General features: G+C 66.2%; 16 protein-coding genes and 2 tRNA genes. 11 read left to right on the forward strand and 7 right to left on the reverse strand.

All coding sequences use genetic code 11. The features are described from left to right. Window positions 1-178 precede the first annotated feature (178 nt). The 10 genes from AC1DYK_RS01690 to AC1DYK_RS01735 all read left to right on the forward strand — a co-directional run bounded on the left by AC1DYK_RS01690 (window position 179) and on the right by AC1DYK_RS01735 (window position 9,993). Window positions 179-1,171, forward strand: coding sequence for a polyprenyl synthetase family protein (locus tag AC1DYK_RS01690; RefSeq protein ID WP_478164683.1), 993 nt, complete (start codon window positions 179-181; stop codon window positions 1,169-1,171). A 54-nt stretch (window positions 1,172-1,225) separates the two neighbouring features. After that, window positions 1,226-1,302, forward strand: a tRNA-Pro gene (locus AC1DYK_RS01695). Window positions 1,303-1,759: 457 nt separating this feature from the next. Then, window positions 1,760-3,493, forward strand: coding sequence for a type IV-A pilus assembly ATPase PilB (pilB, locus tag AC1DYK_RS01700; RefSeq protein ID WP_478164684.1), 1,734 nt, complete (start codon window positions 1,760-1,762; stop codon window positions 3,491-3,493). 40 nt (window positions 3,494-3,533) lie between these two features. Then, complete coding sequence (locus AC1DYK_RS01705) at window positions 3,534-4,757, forward strand: type II secretion system F family protein (RefSeq protein ID WP_478164685.1); 1,224 nt, start codon at window positions 3,534-3,536, stop codon at window positions 4,755-4,757. Next, a complete protein-coding gene (locus AC1DYK_RS01710) occupies window positions 4,757-5,713 on the forward strand; it encodes a prepilin peptidase (protein WP_478164686.1) in 957 nt (318 codons plus the stop codon). The genes AC1DYK_RS01705 and AC1DYK_RS01710 overlap by 1 nt, the downstream gene beginning before the upstream one ends. Window positions 5,714-5,721: 8 nt before the next feature. Further along, window positions 5,722-6,324 (forward strand): dephospho-CoA kinase, encoded by a 603-nt coding sequence (coaE, locus tag AC1DYK_RS01715; RefSeq protein ID WP_478164687.1) that lies wholly within the window; start codon window positions 5,722-5,724, stop codon window positions 6,322-6,324. A 79-nt stretch (window positions 6,325-6,403) separates the two neighbouring features. Then, window positions 6,404-7,897, forward strand: coding sequence for an MBOAT family O-acyltransferase (locus AC1DYK_RS01720; protein ID WP_478164688.1), 1,494 nt, complete (start codon window positions 6,404-6,406; stop codon window positions 7,895-7,897). An 89-nt stretch (window positions 7,898-7,986) separates the two neighbouring features. Continuing rightward, complete coding sequence (locus AC1DYK_RS01725; protein WP_478164689.1) at window positions 7,987-9,000, forward strand: hypothetical protein; 1,014 nt, start codon at window positions 7,987-7,989, stop codon at window positions 8,998-9,000. Window positions 9,001-9,031: 31 nt separating this feature from the next. Next, window positions 9,032-9,787: a cell division protein ZapD gene (gene zapD, locus AC1DYK_RS01730; RefSeq protein ID WP_478158433.1), complete on the forward strand. Its 756-nt coding sequence runs from the start codon at window positions 9,032-9,034 to the stop codon at window positions 9,785-9,787. Beyond that, window positions 9,784-9,993 carry a DNA gyrase inhibitor YacG gene (locus AC1DYK_RS01735; RefSeq protein ID WP_478164690.1) on the forward strand — a complete coding sequence of 70 codons (210 nt, stop codon included), beginning with the start codon at window positions 9,784-9,786 and terminating at the stop codon, window positions 9,991-9,993. Before zapD ends, AC1DYK_RS01735 begins: the two co-directional genes overlap by 4 nt. A gap of 3 nt (window positions 9,994-9,996) precedes the next feature. On the opposite strand, the gene AC1DYK_RS01740 is transcribed toward AC1DYK_RS01735, so the two are convergent. From AC1DYK_RS01740 to secA, 4 genes are read right to left on the reverse strand one after another with little or no spacing between them, the layout of a single operon-like run. Next, window positions 9,997-10,425: an NUDIX domain-containing protein gene (locus tag AC1DYK_RS01740; RefSeq protein WP_478164691.1), complete on the reverse strand. Its 429-nt coding sequence runs from the start codon at window positions 10,423-10,425 to the stop codon at window positions 9,997-9,999. A gap of 7 nt (window positions 10,426-10,432) precedes the next feature. Continuing rightward, complete coding sequence (locus AC1DYK_RS01745; protein ID WP_478164692.1) at window positions 10,433-11,302, reverse strand: ATP-binding protein; 870 nt, start codon at window positions 11,300-11,302, stop codon at window positions 10,433-10,435. A gap of 19 nt (window positions 11,303-11,321) precedes the next feature. Continuing rightward, window positions 11,322-12,551, reverse strand: a complete 1,230-nt coding sequence (argJ, locus tag AC1DYK_RS01750; RefSeq protein ID WP_478164693.1) for a bifunctional glutamate N-acetyltransferase/amino-acid acetyltransferase ArgJ — start codon at window positions 12,549-12,551, stop codon at window positions 11,322-11,324. A 22-nt stretch (window positions 12,552-12,573) separates the two neighbouring features. Further along, entirely contained in the window at window positions 12,574-15,351 is a 2,778-nt protein-coding gene (gene secA, locus AC1DYK_RS01755; protein ID WP_478164694.1) for a preprotein translocase subunit SecA, read from the reverse strand. A 179-nt stretch (window positions 15,352-15,530) separates the two neighbouring features. On the opposite strand from secA, the gene AC1DYK_RS01760 reads away from it, so the two are divergent. Further along, entirely contained in the window at window positions 15,531-15,836 is a 306-nt protein-coding gene (locus AC1DYK_RS01760) for a hypothetical protein (RefSeq protein WP_478164695.1), read from the forward strand. A 15-nt stretch (window positions 15,837-15,851) separates the two neighbouring features. Here the strand turns inward: AC1DYK_RS01760 and AC1DYK_RS01765 are convergent, their stop codons facing one another. The 3 genes from AC1DYK_RS01765 to AC1DYK_RS01775 form a co-directional block, all read right to left on the reverse strand. After that, window positions 15,852-16,553 (reverse strand): PepSY-associated TM helix domain-containing protein, encoded by a 702-nt coding sequence (locus tag AC1DYK_RS01765; protein WP_478164696.1) that lies wholly within the window; start codon window positions 16,551-16,553, stop codon window positions 15,852-15,854. 11 nt (window positions 16,554-16,564) lie between these two features. Then, window positions 16,565-16,640, reverse strand: a tRNA-Thr gene (locus tag AC1DYK_RS01770). 43 nt (window positions 16,641-16,683) lie between these two features. Next, window positions 16,684-17,250 carry a ClpXP protease specificity-enhancing factor gene (locus tag AC1DYK_RS01775; protein WP_478164697.1) on the reverse strand — a complete coding sequence of 189 codons (567 nt, stop codon included), beginning with the start codon at window positions 17,248-17,250 and terminating at the stop codon, window positions 16,684-16,686. Window positions 17,251-17,256: the final 6 nt, after the last annotated feature.

Raw genomic sequence — 17,256 nt, forward strand, 5'->3', positions numbered from 1 at the left:
TGGCTCCACGGCGAATTCCGCAGAGCCCATGATTATAGCACCCCAGCCTCTTGCCGCCAGTGGGCACGCCCCTGGCGGGCGGAGGGCGGTCCGGGCATCCCTATAATCGAAGGCTTCCGGCCGCTTCGGCCTTCAGCGCCATCGTCGCATTCCCTGCAGCGCGCAAGCGCCCTCGCCCTTGTCAGTCCACGCCGTCGACACCTCCCCCGCTGCTGCCGTTCTCAGCCTGATCGCCGAAGACATGGCCAGCGTCGATCTCGTGATCGCCCGCCGGCTCGACACCGGCGTCCCGCTGGTGAGCCAGGTGTCCAGGTACATCATCTCCGCCGGCGGCAAGCGGTTGCGACCGGCGCTGCTGCTGCTGATGGCGGGCGCCCTCGACTATCGCGGCGAACAGCGCTTCAATCTCGCCGCCGTGGTGGAGTTCATCCACACGGCCACGCTGCTGCACGACGACGTGGTGGACGAGTCCACGCTGCGCCGAGGCCGCCCCACCGCCAACGAATCCTTCGGAAACCCCGCCAGCGTGCTGGTCGGCGACTTCCTGTACTCCCGGGCGTTCCAGATGATGCTGGACGCCGATGACGTGCGCGTGATGCAGATCCTCGCGGAGGCGACCAACGTGATCGCCGAAGGCGAAGTGCTGCAGTTGATGAACATGCACGACGCCACGCTCGACGAAGAAGCCTATCTGAAGGTGATCCGCTCGAAGACCGCCAAGCTGTTCGAGGCCAGCACCCGGCTGGCCGCCGTGCTGGCCGGCGCGCCCCCCGACGTCGAGGAAGCCTGCGCCGCTTACGGGCAGGCACTGGGCACCGCCTTCCAGGTCATCGACGACGTGCTCGACTACGCCGGAGATGCCAACGAAACCGGCAAGAACGTCGGCGACGACCTGCGCGAAGGCAAGACCACGCTGCCGCTGATCCTGGCGATGCAGCGCGGCACGACAGAGCAACGCGCGCTGATCCGCACCGCCATCGAGGCCGGCGACACCACGCAACTGCCGCAAATCGTCGCCATCGTGCGCGAAACCGGCGCCCTGGAAGCCACGCGCGCCGCAGCGGCAGCCGAAGCGCAACGCGCCATCGACGCACTTCGTGGTTTTTCTGCAAATTCGCACTCCGCGGCTTTGCTACAATTGGCGGCTCAGTTGTTAGAGCGACGCGCCTGATTCAACTCACGAGAGTGAGTGCCACGGACGATTCCCTTTTCTTGCAACCACCATCGGGGTGTAGCTTAGCCTGGTAGAGCGCTACGTTCGGGACGTAGAGGCCGGAGGTTCGAATCCTCTCACCCCGACCAGATTTCCGCCAAGGAAGTCGGTAATTTCAAGTTGGCAGGCCCCTTTGGCCTTCGCCAAAGCCAGTGCGGCACTGGCCGGCGTCGCCCCATGTGCCGTGGCGAGTGCCAAGCCCAGCCGCTTCGTGCGTCAGCAGATTTCGAACGGATAGCGACCGCACACTTGAGGCGCATTCCCAACGCCTGTCGGGGCGACATCGTTATAAAATCCGCCCCAGACCGCTCCACCGACCCTGTCGCTCGACGCTTCCAGACCAAGCCGAATGGAAGGATGCCTGTCGCCCGCCTGAAGGGCCTTCGGGACGCACAGGCCGGAAGTTCGGATCCTTTCACCTCGTCCAGCCTTTCAGGGCTGTAATTGCCAAATGCTTCGCGGAACTGTTGCCGCGCGGCGATTTACAGCGCTTGGGCGATCAGCGATGATCGTGAAGCACATTTTCACGTTTCTTACATTCGTTGAATGGCCGCTGCCGAACCCTTAGTCAAAGAAAGCTCGCCGATCGCCCTGCCGGGACTCGCGCGCGCCCTCGTTTCGGCCGGAAAGCTCCCCGCGAAGACCGCGGAAGACATCTATCAGAAATCCCTCAGCGGCCGAACCAGCTTCATTGCGGAGCTGACCGGCTCCGGAGCGGTCTCGGCGGCCGACCTGGCCCATACGCTGTCGAGCGCGTTCGGCGCGCCGTTGCTCGACCTCGATGCCATCGACTCGCAGCGCCTGCCCAAGGACCTGCTCGACCCCAAGCTGTGCCAGGCCTACCGGGTGGTGGTGCTGAGCAAGCGCAACAACCGCCTGATCGTCGCGACCGCCGACCCCTCCGACCAACAGGCGGCCGAGAAGATCAAGTTCGCCTCGCAGATGGGCGTCGACTGGGTCATCGCCGAGTACGACAAGCTGTCCCGCATGATCGAAGCGGCGGCGGTGTCCGCCTCCGAGACCATCGACAGCATCATCGGCGCGGAGTTCGAGTTCGACGAGGTGACGGCCGATACGTCGAGCGAGAGCAACGACCCGGCGGTGGCCGAAGTCGAGGACGCGCCGGTCGTGCGCTTCCTGCACAAGATGCTGCTCGACGCCTTCAGCATGCGCGCCTCGGACATTCACTTCGAGCCCTACGAGCACAACTACCGCGTTCGCTTCCGCATCGACGGCGAGTTGCGCGAGATCGCCAGTCCGCCGACGGTCATCAAGGACAAGCTGGCATCGCGCATCAAGGTCATCTCCCGGCTCGACATCTCCGAGAAGCGCATCCCGCAAGACGGCCGGATGAAGCTCAAGATCGGTCCCGAGCGCGTGATCGATTTCCGGGTCAGCACCCTGCCCACCCTGTTCGGCGAAAAGATCGTGATCCGGATCCTGGATCCGAGCAGCGCCCGGCTGGGCATCGATGCACTCGGCTACGACGCCGTCGAGAAGGAGCGCCTGCTGGCGGCGATCGGACGCCCCTACGGCATGGTGCTGGTCACCGGGCCGACCGGCTCCGGCAAGACCGTGTCGCTCTACACCTGCCTGAACCTGCTCAACAAGCCCGGCGTGAACATCGCGACCGCCGAGGATCCGTCCGAAATCAACCTGCCCGGCGTGAACCAGGTCAACGTCAACGACAAGGCCGGCCTCACCTTCGCCACCGCGCTCAGGGCCTTCCTGCGGCAGGATCCCGACATCATCATGGTCGGCGAAATCCGCGACATCGAAACGGCCGACATCTCGATCAAGGCGGCGCAAACGGGCCACCTGGTGCTCTCGACGCTGCACACCAACGACGCCCCGACCACGCTCACGCGGATGCGCAACATGGGCATCGCGCCCTTCAACATTGCCTCCAGCGTGATCCTGATCACGGCCCAGCGCCTGGCGCGCCGTCTGTGCACGGTGTGTCGCACGCCGACCGACGTGCCCCGGCAGGCCCTGCTCGATGCCGGTTTCGACGAGTCCGACCTGGACGGCACCTGGAAGCCCTATCACCCGGTCGGCTGCTCGGCCTGCAACGGCGGCTACAAGGGTCGCGTGGGCATCTACCAGGTGATGCCGATCAGCGAAGAGATCCAGAAGATCATTCTTCGCGACGGATCCGCGCTCGACATCGCGAAGCAGTCCGAGGCCGAGGGCGTCAGATCGCTGCGCCAGTCGGGGCTTCGAAAAGTCATGCAGGGACTGACTTCACTCGAAGAAGTGCTGGCAGTCACCAACGAATAACGCGGCAACACGCGCATCAGTACGCAGAGGCGGAGATCCCATGGCAACGGCAGCAGCATCGAACCGGACGCTCAAGGAGTTCATCTTCGAGTGGGAGGGCAAGGACCGCAACGGCAAGACAGTGCGCGGCGAAGTGCGCGCCGCCGGCGAGAACCAGGTGCAGGCGGCACTGCGCCGCCAGGGCATTCTCACCACCAAGATCAAGAAGCGGCGCATGCGCTCGGGCAAGGCGATCAAGCCCAAGGACATCGCGATCTTCACGCGCCAGTTGGCCACCATGATGAAGGCCGGCGTGCCCTTGCTGCAGGCCTTCGACATCGTCGGCCGCGGCAACGCCAATCCGAACGTCGCCAAGCTGCTCAACGACATCCGCAGCGACGTCGAGACCGGCACCTCGCTGTCGGCGGCGTTCCGCAAGTTCCCGAAGTACTTCGACAGCCTCTATTGCAACCTGGTCGAGGCCGGCGAGGCCGCCGGTATCCTGGAAGACCTGCTCGACCGCCTGGCCACCTACATGGAGAAGACCGAGGCGATCAAGTCGAAGATCAAGTCGGCGCTGATGTACCCGATCTCGGTCGTGGTGGTGGCCTTCGTGGTGGTGGCGATCATCATGATCTTCGTGATTCCGGCCTTCAAGCAGGTGTTCTCCTCCTTCGGCGCCGACCTGCCGGCGCCCACGCTGATCGTGATGGCGATCAGCGAATTCTTCGTCTCCTACTGGTGGCTGATCTTCGGCGTGATCGGCGGCGGCATCTATTTCTTCCTGCAGGCCTGGAAGCGCAACGAGCGCGTGCAACAGGTCATGGACCGCCTGCTGCTGCGCCTGCCGATCTTCGGCGCCCTGATCGACAAGTCCTGCACTGCGCGCTGGACCCGCACGCTGGCCACGATGTTCGCCGCCGGCGTGCCGCTGGTCGAGGCGCTCGACTCGGTCGGCGGGGCGTCGGGCAACTCGGTCTATGCGGAAGCCACCACCCGCATCCAGCAGGAAGTCTCGACCGGCACCAGCCTGACGACCGCGATGACCAACGCCAACCTGTTTCCGTCGATGGTGCTGCAGATGACCGCGATCGGCGAGGAATCCGGCTCGATCGACCACATGCTGGGCAAGGCCGCGGATTTCTATGAGTCGGAAGTCGACGACATGGTGGCCGGCCTTTCGAGTCTGATGGAGCCGATCATCATCGTCTTCCTGGGCGTCATCATCGGCGGCATCGTGGTCTCGATGTACCTGCCCATCTTCAAGCTCGGCCAGGTCGTCTGATGCTCGTATCGCAGGGGGTGGACGCCGCGCTGGCCGGCGTGTTCGGGCTTCTGATCGGCAGCTTCCTCAATGTGGTCATCTACCGGAAGCCGGTGATGATGTACCGCGACTGGCTGTTCGACGCCGTCGGCCATCTCATGACCCAGGCCGACGGCCGCTCGCTGTGGACGCGGGCGCTCGGTCCCGCGTCGGCCGTGGAGTCCAGGCTCGCGGCGGCGGCCAACGAGGCCGTGCCGGTGCTCGAGGCGCTGCCGCCGTTCAACCTTGCGCGCCCGGCGTCGCGCTGCGGTCATTGCGGCCAGCCGGTGCGCTGGTGGCGCAACATCCCGGTGCTGAGCTATCTGGCGCTGGGTGGACGCTGCGGTGATTGCAAGGCCCGGATCAGCCCGCGCTACCCCATCGTCGAAGGAGTGGTCGGATTGCTGTTCGCGCTGTGCGGCTGGCGCTTCGGGCTGACGCCGGTCGGCGCGCTCTGGGCCGCCTGCGCGACGCTGCTCGTGTGCCAGTTCCTGATCGACCTGGACACGCAGTACCTGCCCGACGACTACAACTACCTGCTGCTCTGGCTGGGCCTGATCGGCTCGGCCCTGGGCTGGACCGGGGTCCCGCTCTCCTCCGCCGTCTGGGGTGCGGTGGCAGGCTATCTGAGCCTGTGGCTGATCTACCAGCTCTATCTGCGGATCACCGGCAAGGAGGGCATGGGTTACGGCGACTTCAAGCTGCTGGCGGCGCTCGGGGCCTGGTTCGGTGCGGAATTCCTGCTGGCCGTGGTGCTCGTGTCCTCGCTCGTCGGCGCGGTGGTCGGCGGCATGCTGCTGGTGGCGGGCAAGCTCGCGCACAAGGACGTGCCCATTTCCTTCGGCCCCTTCCTAGCGGGTGCCGGCCTGGTCTGCCTGGTGGCGGGGCCGGCGCAGGTCATGGCCTGGCTGCCGTTCGCCTTCCCCTTCCACCCCTGAGGCCGGCCATGCGCATCGGCCTCACCGGCGGCATCGGCAGCGGCAAGAGCACCGTCGCGTCGATGCTGGTCGGGCTCGGCGCGAAATTGATCGATACCGATGCGATCGCGCGCACCATCGCCCAGCCGCAAGGAGCGGCCATGCCGGCGCTGCAGCTGGAATTCGGTGCCTCGGTGATTGCGGTCGACGGCGGCCTGGACCGGGCCCGCATGCGGGAACTGGTGTTCGCCGATCCGGCGGCGAAACGGCGGCTCGAATCCATCCTGCACCCGCTGATCAGCGCCGAATGCGAACGGCAGGCAGCCACCGCTGCGGACGGCCAGACCATCGTCTTCGACGTCCCGCTGCTGGTGGAATCGAGGCGCTGGCGCACGAACGTCGACCGGGTGCTGGTGGTCGACGCATCCGAAGCGACGCAGCTCGAACGGGTGGTGGCGCGCTCGGGCTGGACGCCCGATGCGGTCCGGTCGGTGATCGCCCAGCAGGCCGAACGCGGCCTGCGGCGCGCGGCCGCCGACGCACTGATCTTCAACGAGAAGCTCACGCTCGCGGAACTCGCCCTTGAAGTACAGAGTCTTTGGAATCGTTGGGCCGACGCGGACACGCGATAATCTCCGGTCCGCCGGCGCGTGCGCCAGATAACAAGAAAGCGGCGCGGCAACGCCCTGCGGCACAGCTCTCCCCCCAAAGATGCTTTTCAATTCGTACGCGTTCATCTTTATCTATTTCCCGATTGTTCTCTTCGGGTTCTTTCTGATCGGCAGGCGAAGCACGCGGGCGGCAGCCGGCTTTCTCGCGCTCGCATCGCTGTTCTTCTACGGCTGGTGGAGCATCCAGGCGCTGCCGCTGCTGGTGGGCTCGATCGGCTTCAACTACTGGGCCGGCCTGCGCCTGACGCGGGCCCCCGGCCGTACCGACGCCGCGCGAAAGCGCATGCTGGTGTTCTCGCTGGTGGTGAATCTGGGCGTGCTCGCCACCTTCAAGTACGCGAACTTCTTCGTCGGCAACGTGAACGACGGCCTGGCGGCGGCCGGCATCGCGCCGCTGCCTTTGCTGCACGTGGCGCTGCCGATCGGCATCTCGTTCTACACCTTCACGCAGATCGCCTTCCTGGTCGACTGCTGGCAGGACAAGGTGCGTGAGCGCAGCTTCGTGTACTACGTGCTGTTCGTCACCTACTTCCCGCACCTGATCGCGGGGCCGGTGCTGCACCACGCGCAGATGATGCCGCAGTTCGCCAATCCGGCGACCTATCGCGTGGACTTCGACAAGATCTCGCTCGGGCTCGCAATCTTCGTCTTCGGCCTGGCCAAGAAGCTGCTGATCGGGGACCCGATGGGACAGTACGCGGACCTGATGTTCACCGGCGTCCACAACGGCGTGCAACCGACGACCGTGAGCGCCTGGTTCGGCGTCATGGCCTATACGCTGCAGATCTACTTCGACTTCTCGGGCTACTCGGACATGGCGGTGGGCCTGTCGCTGTGCCTGGGGGTGCAATTGCCGCTCAACTTCAATTCGCCCTACAAGTCGACCAGCATCATCGAGTTCTGGCGCCGCTGGCACATCTCGCTGTCGACCTTCCTGCGCGACTACCTCTACGTGCCGCTGGGCGGCAACCGCAAGGGGCCGGCGCGGCGCTACCTGAACCTGTTCCTGACCATGCTGCTCGGCGGCCTGTGGCACGGCGCCGCCTGGACCTTCGTCATCTGGGGTGCGCTGCACGGCTTCTTCCTCATGGTCAACCATCTCTGGAACGCCAAGGTGCGGCGCCATGCCACGCCGGGCCTGATCGCGCGCGTGCTGGGCTGGCTGCTGACCTTCGTCTGCGTGATGATCGCCTGGGTGGTGTTCCGCGCCGAAAGCATGACCGCGGCGACCGCCATCTACAAGGGCATGCTGGGCATGAACGGCATGACGGAGTCGATCTTCAGCGAGTTCGGCTCGATCCCCTACCGCAAGCCCGAGTTCTTCCAGACCATGCTGGTCGGCTTCATCATCTGCCTCGCACTGCCGCCGACCATCTCGCTGCAGCGCTGGGTGCCGCAGGCCCAGACACTGGCCGGGCGTCCTCACCTGGCCTGGGTCTTCACCGCCGCGATGGCGGTGTTCACCGTGATCCTGCTCGGTGTCTGCGTGTCGAAGCTGGGCTCGTACAGCCCCTTCCTGTACTTCCAATTCTGAAATGAAATGCCCCCACGCTCATCGCTTCGCGTATCGCTGCCCCCCGAGGGGGCGCTCAGTGCCCTTCGGGCGGCCGGGCGGGCACTGAGATGACCCCCGCAAAACTCTGGCTGCGGATCTTTGTGGCCGGCTTCGCCCTCATCTGCGGGCTGCTGATCGTGACGCTCAAGACCCCGCCCTTCTACGGCGACATGACGCGCATCGGGCTGTTGTCCGAAAGCGCCTTCGGCTGGACCATCGAGCCGCCGCAGGTGCCGGCCGAATTCCTGCGCGCCGCGCCGGTCGCCGAGGCCGACATCGTGGTCATCGGCGACAGCTTCTCGATGTCCAACCGCTGGCAATCGGAACTCACCCGCGCCGGCTATCGCGTCACCACCATCTTCTGGGGCCAGATCAACGAGGCGCTGTGCGGCGACCTGAACGCCTGGCTCGACCGGGCCGGCTTTCGCGGCAAGATCGTGATCGTCGAAAGCATCGAGCGCCTGCTCGCCGACCGGCTGGACAGCAGCCGGGCCTGCGCGAAGATGCAGAAGCCCTTCTCGGCCGGACTCAAGCCCTTCTTCGCGCCGCTCGACCATGTTCCGGCGCCCGCGATCAACTGGGACGGGAAGCTCACTTCGGGCCTCAACATCTATCGCAACACCAAGCGGGCACGCGAGGCCACCGGCGATGTCCTGTCCAACAAGCGCATTCTGGTGCGCCCCGTGGCGGGCGGCTGCTCGATGTTCAGCAGCCAGTTGTGCGACCGGGCCCCGTTCTGGCCGGCCGACGACGAGAACGGCGAACTCACCCCACAGCACGTCGCCCAGATGCGCGCCTTCAGCGAATCCCAGCGCCCGCGATCGATCCTCTGGATGGTGATTCCCAACAAGACCACGGTGTATGTCAAGCCGGAACATTCGAAAGATTTCGTGACGGCCTTCGACGAGGCTGGGCTCGGCCCCGACCTTTTCAGCTTCTCGCAGGAGAAGAAAAAGACGATACGCGACTACTATTTCCCCAACGACACGCACCTGTCGATGCACGGACAACTGGCCGTCGGTCAGCGCATGCTCGAGGCGGTTCGCAAGATCCTGCCCGCTGCGCCCTCGAAGGCTTCTTGAAGCTATCATCTGCAACCGGAAGCCACCACGCGTGATCCTCTACGAGTACCCCTTCAACGAGCGCATCCGGACCTACCTGCGGCTGGAACACCTGTTTCGCCGTCTTGGCGAACTGGTGCCGGCCGACTCGCCGCTGCTGCATCACTATGCGCTCGTCACGATCTTCGAGATCATGGACGTGGCTGCTCGCGCCGACCTCAAGGCCGATGTGCTGCGCGATCTCGACAAGCACAAGAACGTCTTCAACAGCTATCGCGGCAATCCCGCCATCGCCGAGTCGGTGCTGGACCAGGTGGTGGGCAAGCTCGAAAGCAACTTCGCGACGCTCAACACGGTGCCTGGCAAGGCGGGCCAGGCGCTGACCGAGAACGAGTGGCTCATGAGCATCCGCAGCCGCGCCGGCATCCCGGGCGGCACCTGCGAATTCGACCTGCCGGCCTACTACACCTGGCAGAACCGCCGGGCCCCCGAGCGCCGCGCCGACCTCGAACGCTGGTCGTCAACGCTCGCTCCGCTGGCCGAATCGATCTACCTGCTGCTCAAGCTGCTGCGCGACGCCGACGTGCCCTACAAGGTGATCGCGGCCAACGGCCAGTTCCAGCAGACCCTGCCGCAAGGCCGCAGCTTCCAGCTGCTGCGGCTGCGCATCGACCCCAAGCTCGGGCTCATCCCCGAGATCAGCGGCAACCGGCTCATGGTGTCGGTGCGCCTGATGCGGCACGAGGCCGACGACCGGCTGCACCAGAGCACGGACGACGCGCCTTTCGAACTCACCCTCTGCGCATGAGTGCCGTGAATGCCCTCGGCGAGCGGATCGTCAGGTGCCCGGCGTGCGGGCAGGACAGCGTCTATGCGGCCAGCAACCCCTACCGGCCGTTCTGCAGCGCGCGCTGCAAGGGCATCGATCTCGGCGCCTGGGCCAGCGAGGAATTCAGGATGCCCGCCGATGCGCCGCCGGACGATGATCCGTTCGGCGATCCCAAGCGCCAGTAAGCCCTAGGCCGCAGGCCGCTCGAAGGCCAGGCCGCGCTCCTCGGCCAGCCAGCCCAGCACCGGGAGCGCGCCCGGCAGCACCGGCGCAACGTCCAGCGGCAATTGCTGCCAGCACATCGCCTGCCCCTCGCGCATCTCGAAATCGCCCGCCCACTGCGTCACCTTGCACCAGTGCAGGCGCACCAGCGCGTGCGGATAATCGTGCTCGGTGACCTTCCAGACTTCGGCGCCGGCGATCGTGATGCCGAGTTCCTCGTGCAACTCGCGGCGCAGGGCCTGTTCGACGGACTCGCCGGCTTCGAGCTTGCCGCCCGGGAATTCCCAGTAGCCCGCATAGGGCTTGCCCTCCGGCCGGGTCGACAGCAGCAACGCGTCGTCCTCGCGGATCAGGATGCCGACCGCGACCTCGGTGTGCTTGCGCGAACCCCTCATGGCAACCTCAGGCGCGCCCGGCATAGTCGCGCGCGAACTGGTAGGCCACGCGGCCGCTGCGCGAGCCACGCTCGAGCGCCCACACCAGCGCTTGCGGGCGCGCGGCCTCGACGGCCTTGGCATCGACGCCGAAAGAGGAGAGCCACTGGGCGACGATCGCCAGGTACTCGTTCTGGCTGAAAGGATAGAAGCTCACCCAGAGGCCGAAGCGCTCCGACAGCGAGATCTTCTCCTCGATCACCTCGCCCGGGTGCACCTCACCGTCTTCCGTGTGGGTGTAGCTGAGGTTGTCCTTCATGTACTCGGGCAGCAGGTGGCGCCGATTGCTGGTCGCGTAGATCAGCACGTTGGGCGTCGACGCGGCGATCGAGCCGTCGAGGATCGACTTCAGCGCCTTGTAGCCCGGCTCGCCCTCGTCGAAGCTCAGGTCGTCGCTGAAGACGATGAATTTCTCGGGACGGCCCGAAACCACCTCGACGATGTCGGGCAGGTCGGTCAGCTCGGCCTTGTCGACCTCGATCAGGCGCAGGCCCCGCGGCGCATAGGCCTGCAGGCAGGCGCGGATCAGGGACGACTTGCCGGTGCCGCGGGCACCGGTCAGCAGCACGTTGTTGGCCGGCTTGCCCTCGACGAACTGGCGCGTGTTGCGCTCGATCTTTTCCTTCTGGACGTCGATTTCCTTCAACGCTTCGAGCGACATCGCGGCCACGTGGCGCACCGGCTCGAGCGTGCCGTGGCCCGAGCTGCGGCGGCGGTAGCGCCAGGCGATCGAGGCGTTCCAGTCGGCGGGGGCCGACAGCGGCTGGGGAAGGATCGACTCGATGCGGCCGATGAGCTGTTCGGCGCGTTCCAGGAGGCGTTCGAATTTCTCGTTCATGGCAGCAAGCGTGGGGGCTTCACGACCGGTAGTCGGCGTTGATGGTGACGTAGTCGTGGCTCAGGTCGCAGGTCCAGACCGTGTCGGCGGCGCTGCCGCGGCCCAGCGCGATGCGCACCGTGATCTCGCTCTGCTTCATCACGCGCTGGCCGTCTTCCTCGCGGTAGCTCGGATTGCGACCGCCCTTGACCGCCACATGGACGTCGTCTAGGTAGAGGTCGATGCCGGTCTGGTCGAGGTCGGCAATGCCGGCATAGCCGACGGCCGCGAGGATGCGGCCCAGGTTCGGGTCGCTCGCGTAAAACGCGGTCTTGACCAGCGGCGAATGGGCGACCGCATAGGCGACCTGCCGGCACTCGGCCGAATCCTTGCCGCCCTCGACCCGGATCGTGATGAACTTGGTTGCGCCTTCGCCATCGCGCACGATGGCCTGGGCCAGCTGGCGCGCGACGTTCTGCATCGCTTCCACCAGGGCGCGGCCTTCGACGGATTCGAGCGAGGTGATGGTGGCGTGCGCCGCCTTCTGCGTCGCGATCACGACGAAGGAATCGTTGGTCGAGGTGTCGCCATCGATCGTCACGCGATTGAAGGAGGCATCGGCCAGCGCCTTGGCCAGCGGCTGGATCAGCGACGCCTCGATCTTCGCATCGGTGGCCATGAAGCCGAGCATGGTCGCCATGTTCGGCCGGATCATGCCGGCGCCCTTGCTGATGCCGGTGACCGTGACGGTCGCGCCGCCGATCCGGACCTGCTGGCTGAAGGCCTTGGGCACCGTGTCGGTCGTCATGATGCCTTCGGCCGCGCGTGCCCAATGGCCGGGCGCGGCATCCGCGAGAGCGGCAGGCAGGCCGGCTTCGATGCGGTCGATCGGCAGCGGCTCCATGATCACGCCGGTCGAGAAAGGCAGGATCTGCTCGGGCGCGAGATTCAGGTGCCGCGCGAGCGCGATGCAGGTCGCCCGCGTGCGCGCCAGGCCGTCCTCGCCGGTGCCGGCATTCGCGTTGCCGGTGTTGATCAGCATCGCGCGAATGCCGAAATCGCGGGCCAGGTTCTCGCGGCAGACCTGGACCGGCGCGGCGCAGAAGCGGTTCTGCGTGAACACGCCGCCGACCGCCGCGCCTTCGTCGATCAGCACCACCGTGAGGTCCTTGCGGTTGGCCTTGCGTACGCCCGCTTCGGCCACGCCGATGCGGACACCGGGCACCGCATGCAGCGCGGCGGGGTCGGGAGCGGAAAGATTCACTGGCATGAGGAAATCCTGGTCGTTGCTGTCAGGTGAGCTTGCCGTGGCACTGCTTGAATTTCTTGCCGCTGCCGCACGGACACGGGTCGTTGCGGCCGACGCGCGCGAAGGCCGCGGCACCGGCACTCAGGCCGCCGGCCGCCTGGCGGCGCAGGCTTTCCTCGTCGACCCGGACCTCGACCTCGCCGGTTTCGGTCGGCGCCGTGTAGGTGATGTTGGCGAGGTTCTCGCCGCGGCTTTCCATGGCGTCGGCAGCTTCCTCGAGCTGTTCGCCGGACTGCACGCGCACCGTCATGAGCTGGCGCGTGACCTCGTTCTTGACCGAGTCGAGCAACTGGCCGAAGAGCTCGAAGGCCTCGCGCTTGTATTCCTGCTTGGGCTGCTTCTGCGCATAGCCGCGCAGGTGGATGCCCTGGCGCAGGTAGTCCAGCGAAGCCAGGTGCTCGCGCCAATGGGTGTCGATGCTCTGCAACAGCACCATGCGCTCGAACTGCGTGAAGTTCTCCTGGCCGATCAGCGCGACCTTGGCGCTGAAGGCCTCGTTGCCGGCGGCGACCACCTTCTCGACCACGTCCTCGTCGCCGATCGCAGTCGCGGCCTCGACTTCCTTCTGCAGCGGGAGCTGCAGGCCCCACTCGTCGGCCAGGGTCTTCTCGAGCCCGGCCAGCTGCCATTGCTCCTCGACCGATTCGGCCGGCACGTACTGACGCACCAGGTCGGTGAAGCAGCCTTCGCGCAGCGCCTCGATCTGCGCGCTCAGATCGGTGGCGTCGAGGATGTCGTTGCGCTGCTGGTAGATCACCTTGCGCTGGTCGTTCGAGACGTCGTCGTACTCGAGCAACTGCTTGCGCACGTCGAAGTTGCGCGCCTCGACCTTGCGCTGCGCGCTCTCGATGCTGCGGGTCACGATGCCGGCTTCGATCGCCTCGCCGTCGGGCATCTTGAGGCGGTCCATGATCGCCTTCACGCGGTCGCCCGCGAAGATGCGCATCAGCGGGTCGTCCAGGCCCAGATAGAAGCGCGAGGAGCCCGGGTCGCCCTGGCGGCCCGATCGGCCGCGCAGCTGGTTGTCGATGCGGCGCGACTCATGACGCTCGGTGGCGATGATGCGCAGGCCGCCGAGCGACTTCACGAACTCGTGGTCCTTGTCCCATTGGGCGCGCAGCCGTGCGATCTGTTCGGCCTTGGCGGCATCGTCGACGGACTCGTCGGCTTCCACTGCCTCGATCATCTTCTCGACGTTGCCGCCGAGCACGATGTCGGTCCCGCGGCCCGCCATGTTGGTCGCGATCGTGATCATCTTGGTGCGGCCGGCCTGGGCCACGATCTCGGCTTCGCGCGCATGCTGCTTGGCGTTCAGCACCTGGTGCGGCAGGCCGGCCTTCTCAAGCAGGCCGTCGATGATCTCGGAATTCTCGATCGACGAGGTGCCGACAAGCACCGGCTGGCCGCGCTCGTAGCACTCGCGGATGTCCTGGATCGCGGCGTCGTATTTCTCGCGCGTGGTCTTGTAGACGCGGTCGAGCTGGTCCTCGCGCCTGCTCTGCCGGTTCGGCGGAATGATCATGGTCTCGAGGCCGTAGATCTCCTGGAACTCGTAGGCCTCGGTGTCGGCCGTGCCGGTCATGCCGGCGAGCTTGGCGTAGAGCCGGAAGTAGTTCTGGAAGGTGATCGAGGCCAGGGTCTGGTTCTCGGCCTGGATCTCGACGCCTTCCTTGGCCTCCACGGCCTGGTGCAGGCCATCGCTCCAGCGGCGGCCGGTCATCAGGCGGCCGGTGAATTCATCGACGATCACGACCTCGCCCTGCTGCACCACGTAGTGCTGGTCGCGATGGTAGAGATGGCGCGCCCGCAGCGCCGCATTCAGGTGATGCATCAATGTGATGTTGGCCGGATCGTAGAGCGACGCGCCCTCGGGCAGCAGCTTGAACTCGGACAGCACCTGCTCGGCCTTCTCGTGGCCGTCTTCGGTCAGGAACACCTGGTGGGTCTTCTCGTCGACCGTGAAGTCGCCGGGCTTGGTGACGCCTTCGCCAGTGCGCGGATCGGCCTCGCCTTCCTGCTTGACCAGCAGCGGCACGACCTTGTTGATCGCCAGGTAGAGCTCGGTGTGGTCCTCGGCCTGGCCGCTGATGATCAGCGGCGTGCGCGCTTCGTCGATCAGGATCGAGTCCACCTCGTCGACGATCGCGTAGTTCAGCCCGCGCTGGACCCGGTCGCCCGGCTCGTACACCATGTTGTCGCGCAGGTAGTCGAAGCCGTACTCGTTGTTGGTGCCATAGGTGATGTCGCTGCCGTAGGCCTGCTGCTTCTCCTCGCGCGGCATTTGCGGCAGGTTGATGCCGACCGACAGCCCGAGGTAGTTGTAGAGGCGGCCCATCCACTTGGCGTCGCGGCCGGCGAGGTAGTCGTTCACCGTGACCACGTGCACGCCCTTGCCGGTGAGCGCATTGAGGTACACCGGCAGCGTGGCCGTCAGGGTCTTGCCCTCGCCGGTGCGCATTTCGGAGATCTTGCCGTTGTGCAGCGCCATGCCGCCCAGCAGCTGGACGTCGAAATGGCGCATCTTCATGATCCGCTTCGACGCTTCCCGCACCGTGGCGAACGCTTCAGGCAGCAGGTCGTCGAGCGACTCGCCCTTGGCGACACGGTCCTTGAACTCCTGCGTCTTGGCGCGCAGCGCGTCGTCGTCGAGCTTCTCGAAGGACGGTTCCAACGCGTTGATGCGTTCGACTGTCTTGCGATACTGCTTCAAGAGCCGGTCGTTGCGACTGCCGAAAATTTGGGTCAGGAAGTTGGTGGCCATGAATGGAGATCGATGCACACTCGCCGGATGCGGGCGCCTCGACCGAAGTCCCTAAGATAGACGGAGAACGAACTTGGGCGCGCTTTGTCAAAAGACAAGCGGACCGGCCCGCAGGATTGCCGGCAAACCGCTGATTTTAGCCGCCTTGCCCCGACCTTCCCGACCACTGTCCATTGCCCATGAATCGCCGCCACAACGCCTTCACCCTGCTCGAGGCCGCCGAGGGTTCTCCCACGCTCGCGAGCCTGGCCGCGCGGGCCCGCGATGCCAGCGAACGGCTGGCCGCGGTGCAGGATCTGATCCCGCCGGAGATGCGGCCCGGCATCCAGGCCGGGCCGGCCGAGGGCGACGTCTGGTGCATGCTGGTCAACGGCAGCGCCGCGGCCGCCAAGTTGCGTCAGTTGGCGCCGATGCTGCAGGCCCGGCTCAAGTCGCGGGGATGGGAGGTCGCGACCATCCGGATAAAGGTGCAGTCACGCCGTTGAATGCGGCGCTGGCCTTCAGAGCTGGGCGATCGCCAAGCCCAGCGTGAGCGCCACCGACGTCCCGAAGATGGCCAGCCCCACGCTGCGTCGCCGGTGGGTGAGCATCCACAACGCCACGCCCGAGATCGACAGGAAAATCAGGCTACCGGCCAGTGTGTCGACCAGCAGGATCCACGCCACCGGCATGCCCGTGCCCTTGTGCATGTTGGCCAGCGTCGCGACGACGCCGTTGCGGGTGGTCGTGACCCCGACCGAGCGGTTGCCGCGCCAATAGTCGGCTTGCACGACGGCGTCGGGCCCGCCGAAGTTGAACACCCAGCGCTCGGGCTGCATCAGCGGGTCGGCCTTGCCCTTTTCGCTCCAGGCAACCGGCCGCGCGGGCTCGGTCCGCATCGAATTCGGCGGGCCCTTCTGTTCCAGCGCGCCCTGCAGCCAGACCGCCATGTCCTGCGCGCTGGCAGGCGCCGGATCGGGGAGCGCCAGCTGGGCGTTGATGCGCTGCTGCGCCATCGGCAACTTCAGCACGGCACGGTGGTTGAGCCAGATGCCGGCGGTGCCGAAGATCAGCCCGAGGATCGCACCCCAGAGGCCGAACCAGCCATGGGTCTTGCGGATCCATTGCGTGACGATCGCGCGACGTGGCAGCAAGTGGCCGCGCACGTCGGCGGCGGCGGAGTGGCCGCGCACGTCGTCGGCGGCGTTCAGTGAGGAGGCCATGCCCGAAAAAGTGGTGCCGCTTGTCGGAATCGAACTGACGACCTACCGCTTACAAGGCGGTTGCTCTACCAACTGAGCTAAAGCGGCGGGATTTTGATTTTAGCGGCTGGGGCAGGCCCGGCCGCGATGCTCACTTGATCCGCTTGAGCGATGGCCGCGCGCCGCCACCGGCCGGCGGCCGTGGTGGATCCTCGGGGTCGGTCGGCGTGCTGCCGGGTTCGACCGCGTCCTCCCCCTCGCCGGTCACGAGATGCACCACCTTGCCGGCGTCGCCCTCGGTGCCGCGCGACGCATCGCGCAGCGGCGTGCGGGTCGAAGTGGCCGACGGGGTCGCGGCAGCTGGTGGGGCGGCGCTGCCATCGGCCCGCGCCGGCGCGGGAGCCGGGAAAGCCATGCCCTGCCCGTTCTCGCGCGCATAGATCGCGATCACGCGGCCGACCGGCACGCTGATCTCGCGCGCCGTGCCGGCGAAGCGGGCCTTGAACTCGATGAAGTCGTTGCCGAGCTTGAGCGAACTGGTGGCGTCGAAGCTGATGTTCAGCACGATCTCGCCGTTCTTGACGTACTCGCGCGGCACCTGGACCGTGTCGTCCACCTGCACCGCGACATAGGGCGTGAAGCCGTTGTCGGTGCACCATTCGTACAGCGCCCGGATCAGGTACGGGCGGGTGGAAGACGACTCGAGCGCGTTGATCATGGGCGG

The sequence above is a fragment of the Variovorax sp. P2_H12 genome (assembly GCF_056403395.1).

Excerpts from the sequence above, each read along its gene's own strand:
- pilB (WP_478164684.1), top strand. The coding sequence starts at position 1,760 with ATGGCCGCTGCCGAACCCTTAGTCAAAGAAAGCTCGCCGATCGCCCTG.
- AC1DYK_RS01705 (WP_478164685.1), top strand. The coding sequence starts at position 3,534 with ATGGCAACGGCAGCAGCATCGAACCGGACGCTCAAGGAGTTCATCTTC.
- AC1DYK_RS01710 (WP_478164686.1), top strand. The coding sequence starts at position 4,757 with ATGCTCGTATCGCAGGGGGTGGACGCCGCGCTGGCCGGCGTGTTCGGG.
- coaE (WP_478164687.1), top strand. The coding sequence starts at position 5,722 with ATGCGCATCGGCCTCACCGGCGGCATCGGCAGCGGCAAGAGCACCGTC.
- AC1DYK_RS01720 (WP_478164688.1), top strand. The coding sequence starts at position 6,404 with ATGCTTTTCAATTCGTACGCGTTCATCTTTATCTATTTCCCGATTGTT.
- AC1DYK_RS01725 (WP_478164689.1), top strand. The coding sequence starts at position 7,987 with ATGACCCCCGCAAAACTCTGGCTGCGGATCTTTGTGGCCGGCTTCGCC.
- AC1DYK_RS01735 (WP_478164690.1), top strand. The coding sequence starts at position 9,784 with ATGAGTGCCGTGAATGCCCTCGGCGAGCGGATCGTCAGGTGCCCGGCG.
- AC1DYK_RS01740 (WP_478164691.1), bottom strand. The coding sequence starts at position 10,425 with ATGAGGGGTTCGCGCAAGCACACCGAGGTCGCGGTCGGCATCCTGATC.
- AC1DYK_RS01745 (WP_478164692.1), bottom strand. The coding sequence starts at position 11,302 with ATGAACGAGAAATTCGAACGCCTCCTGGAACGCGCCGAACAGCTCATC.
- argJ (WP_478164693.1), bottom strand. The coding sequence starts at position 12,551 with ATGCCAGTGAATCTTTCCGCTCCCGACCCCGCCGCGCTGCATGCGGTG.
- secA (WP_478164694.1), bottom strand. The coding sequence starts at position 15,351 with ATGGCCACCAACTTCCTGACCCAAATTTTCGGCAGTCGCAACGACCGG.
- AC1DYK_RS01760 (WP_478164695.1), top strand. The coding sequence starts at position 15,531 with ATGAATCGCCGCCACAACGCCTTCACCCTGCTCGAGGCCGCCGAGGGT.
- AC1DYK_RS01765 (WP_478164696.1), bottom strand. The coding sequence starts at position 16,553 with ATGGCCTCCTCACTGAACGCCGCCGACGACGTGCGCGGCCACTCCGCC.
- AC1DYK_RS01775 (WP_478164697.1), bottom strand. The coding sequence starts at position 17,250 with ATGATCAACGCGCTCGAGTCGTCTTCCACCCGCCCGTACCTGATCCGG.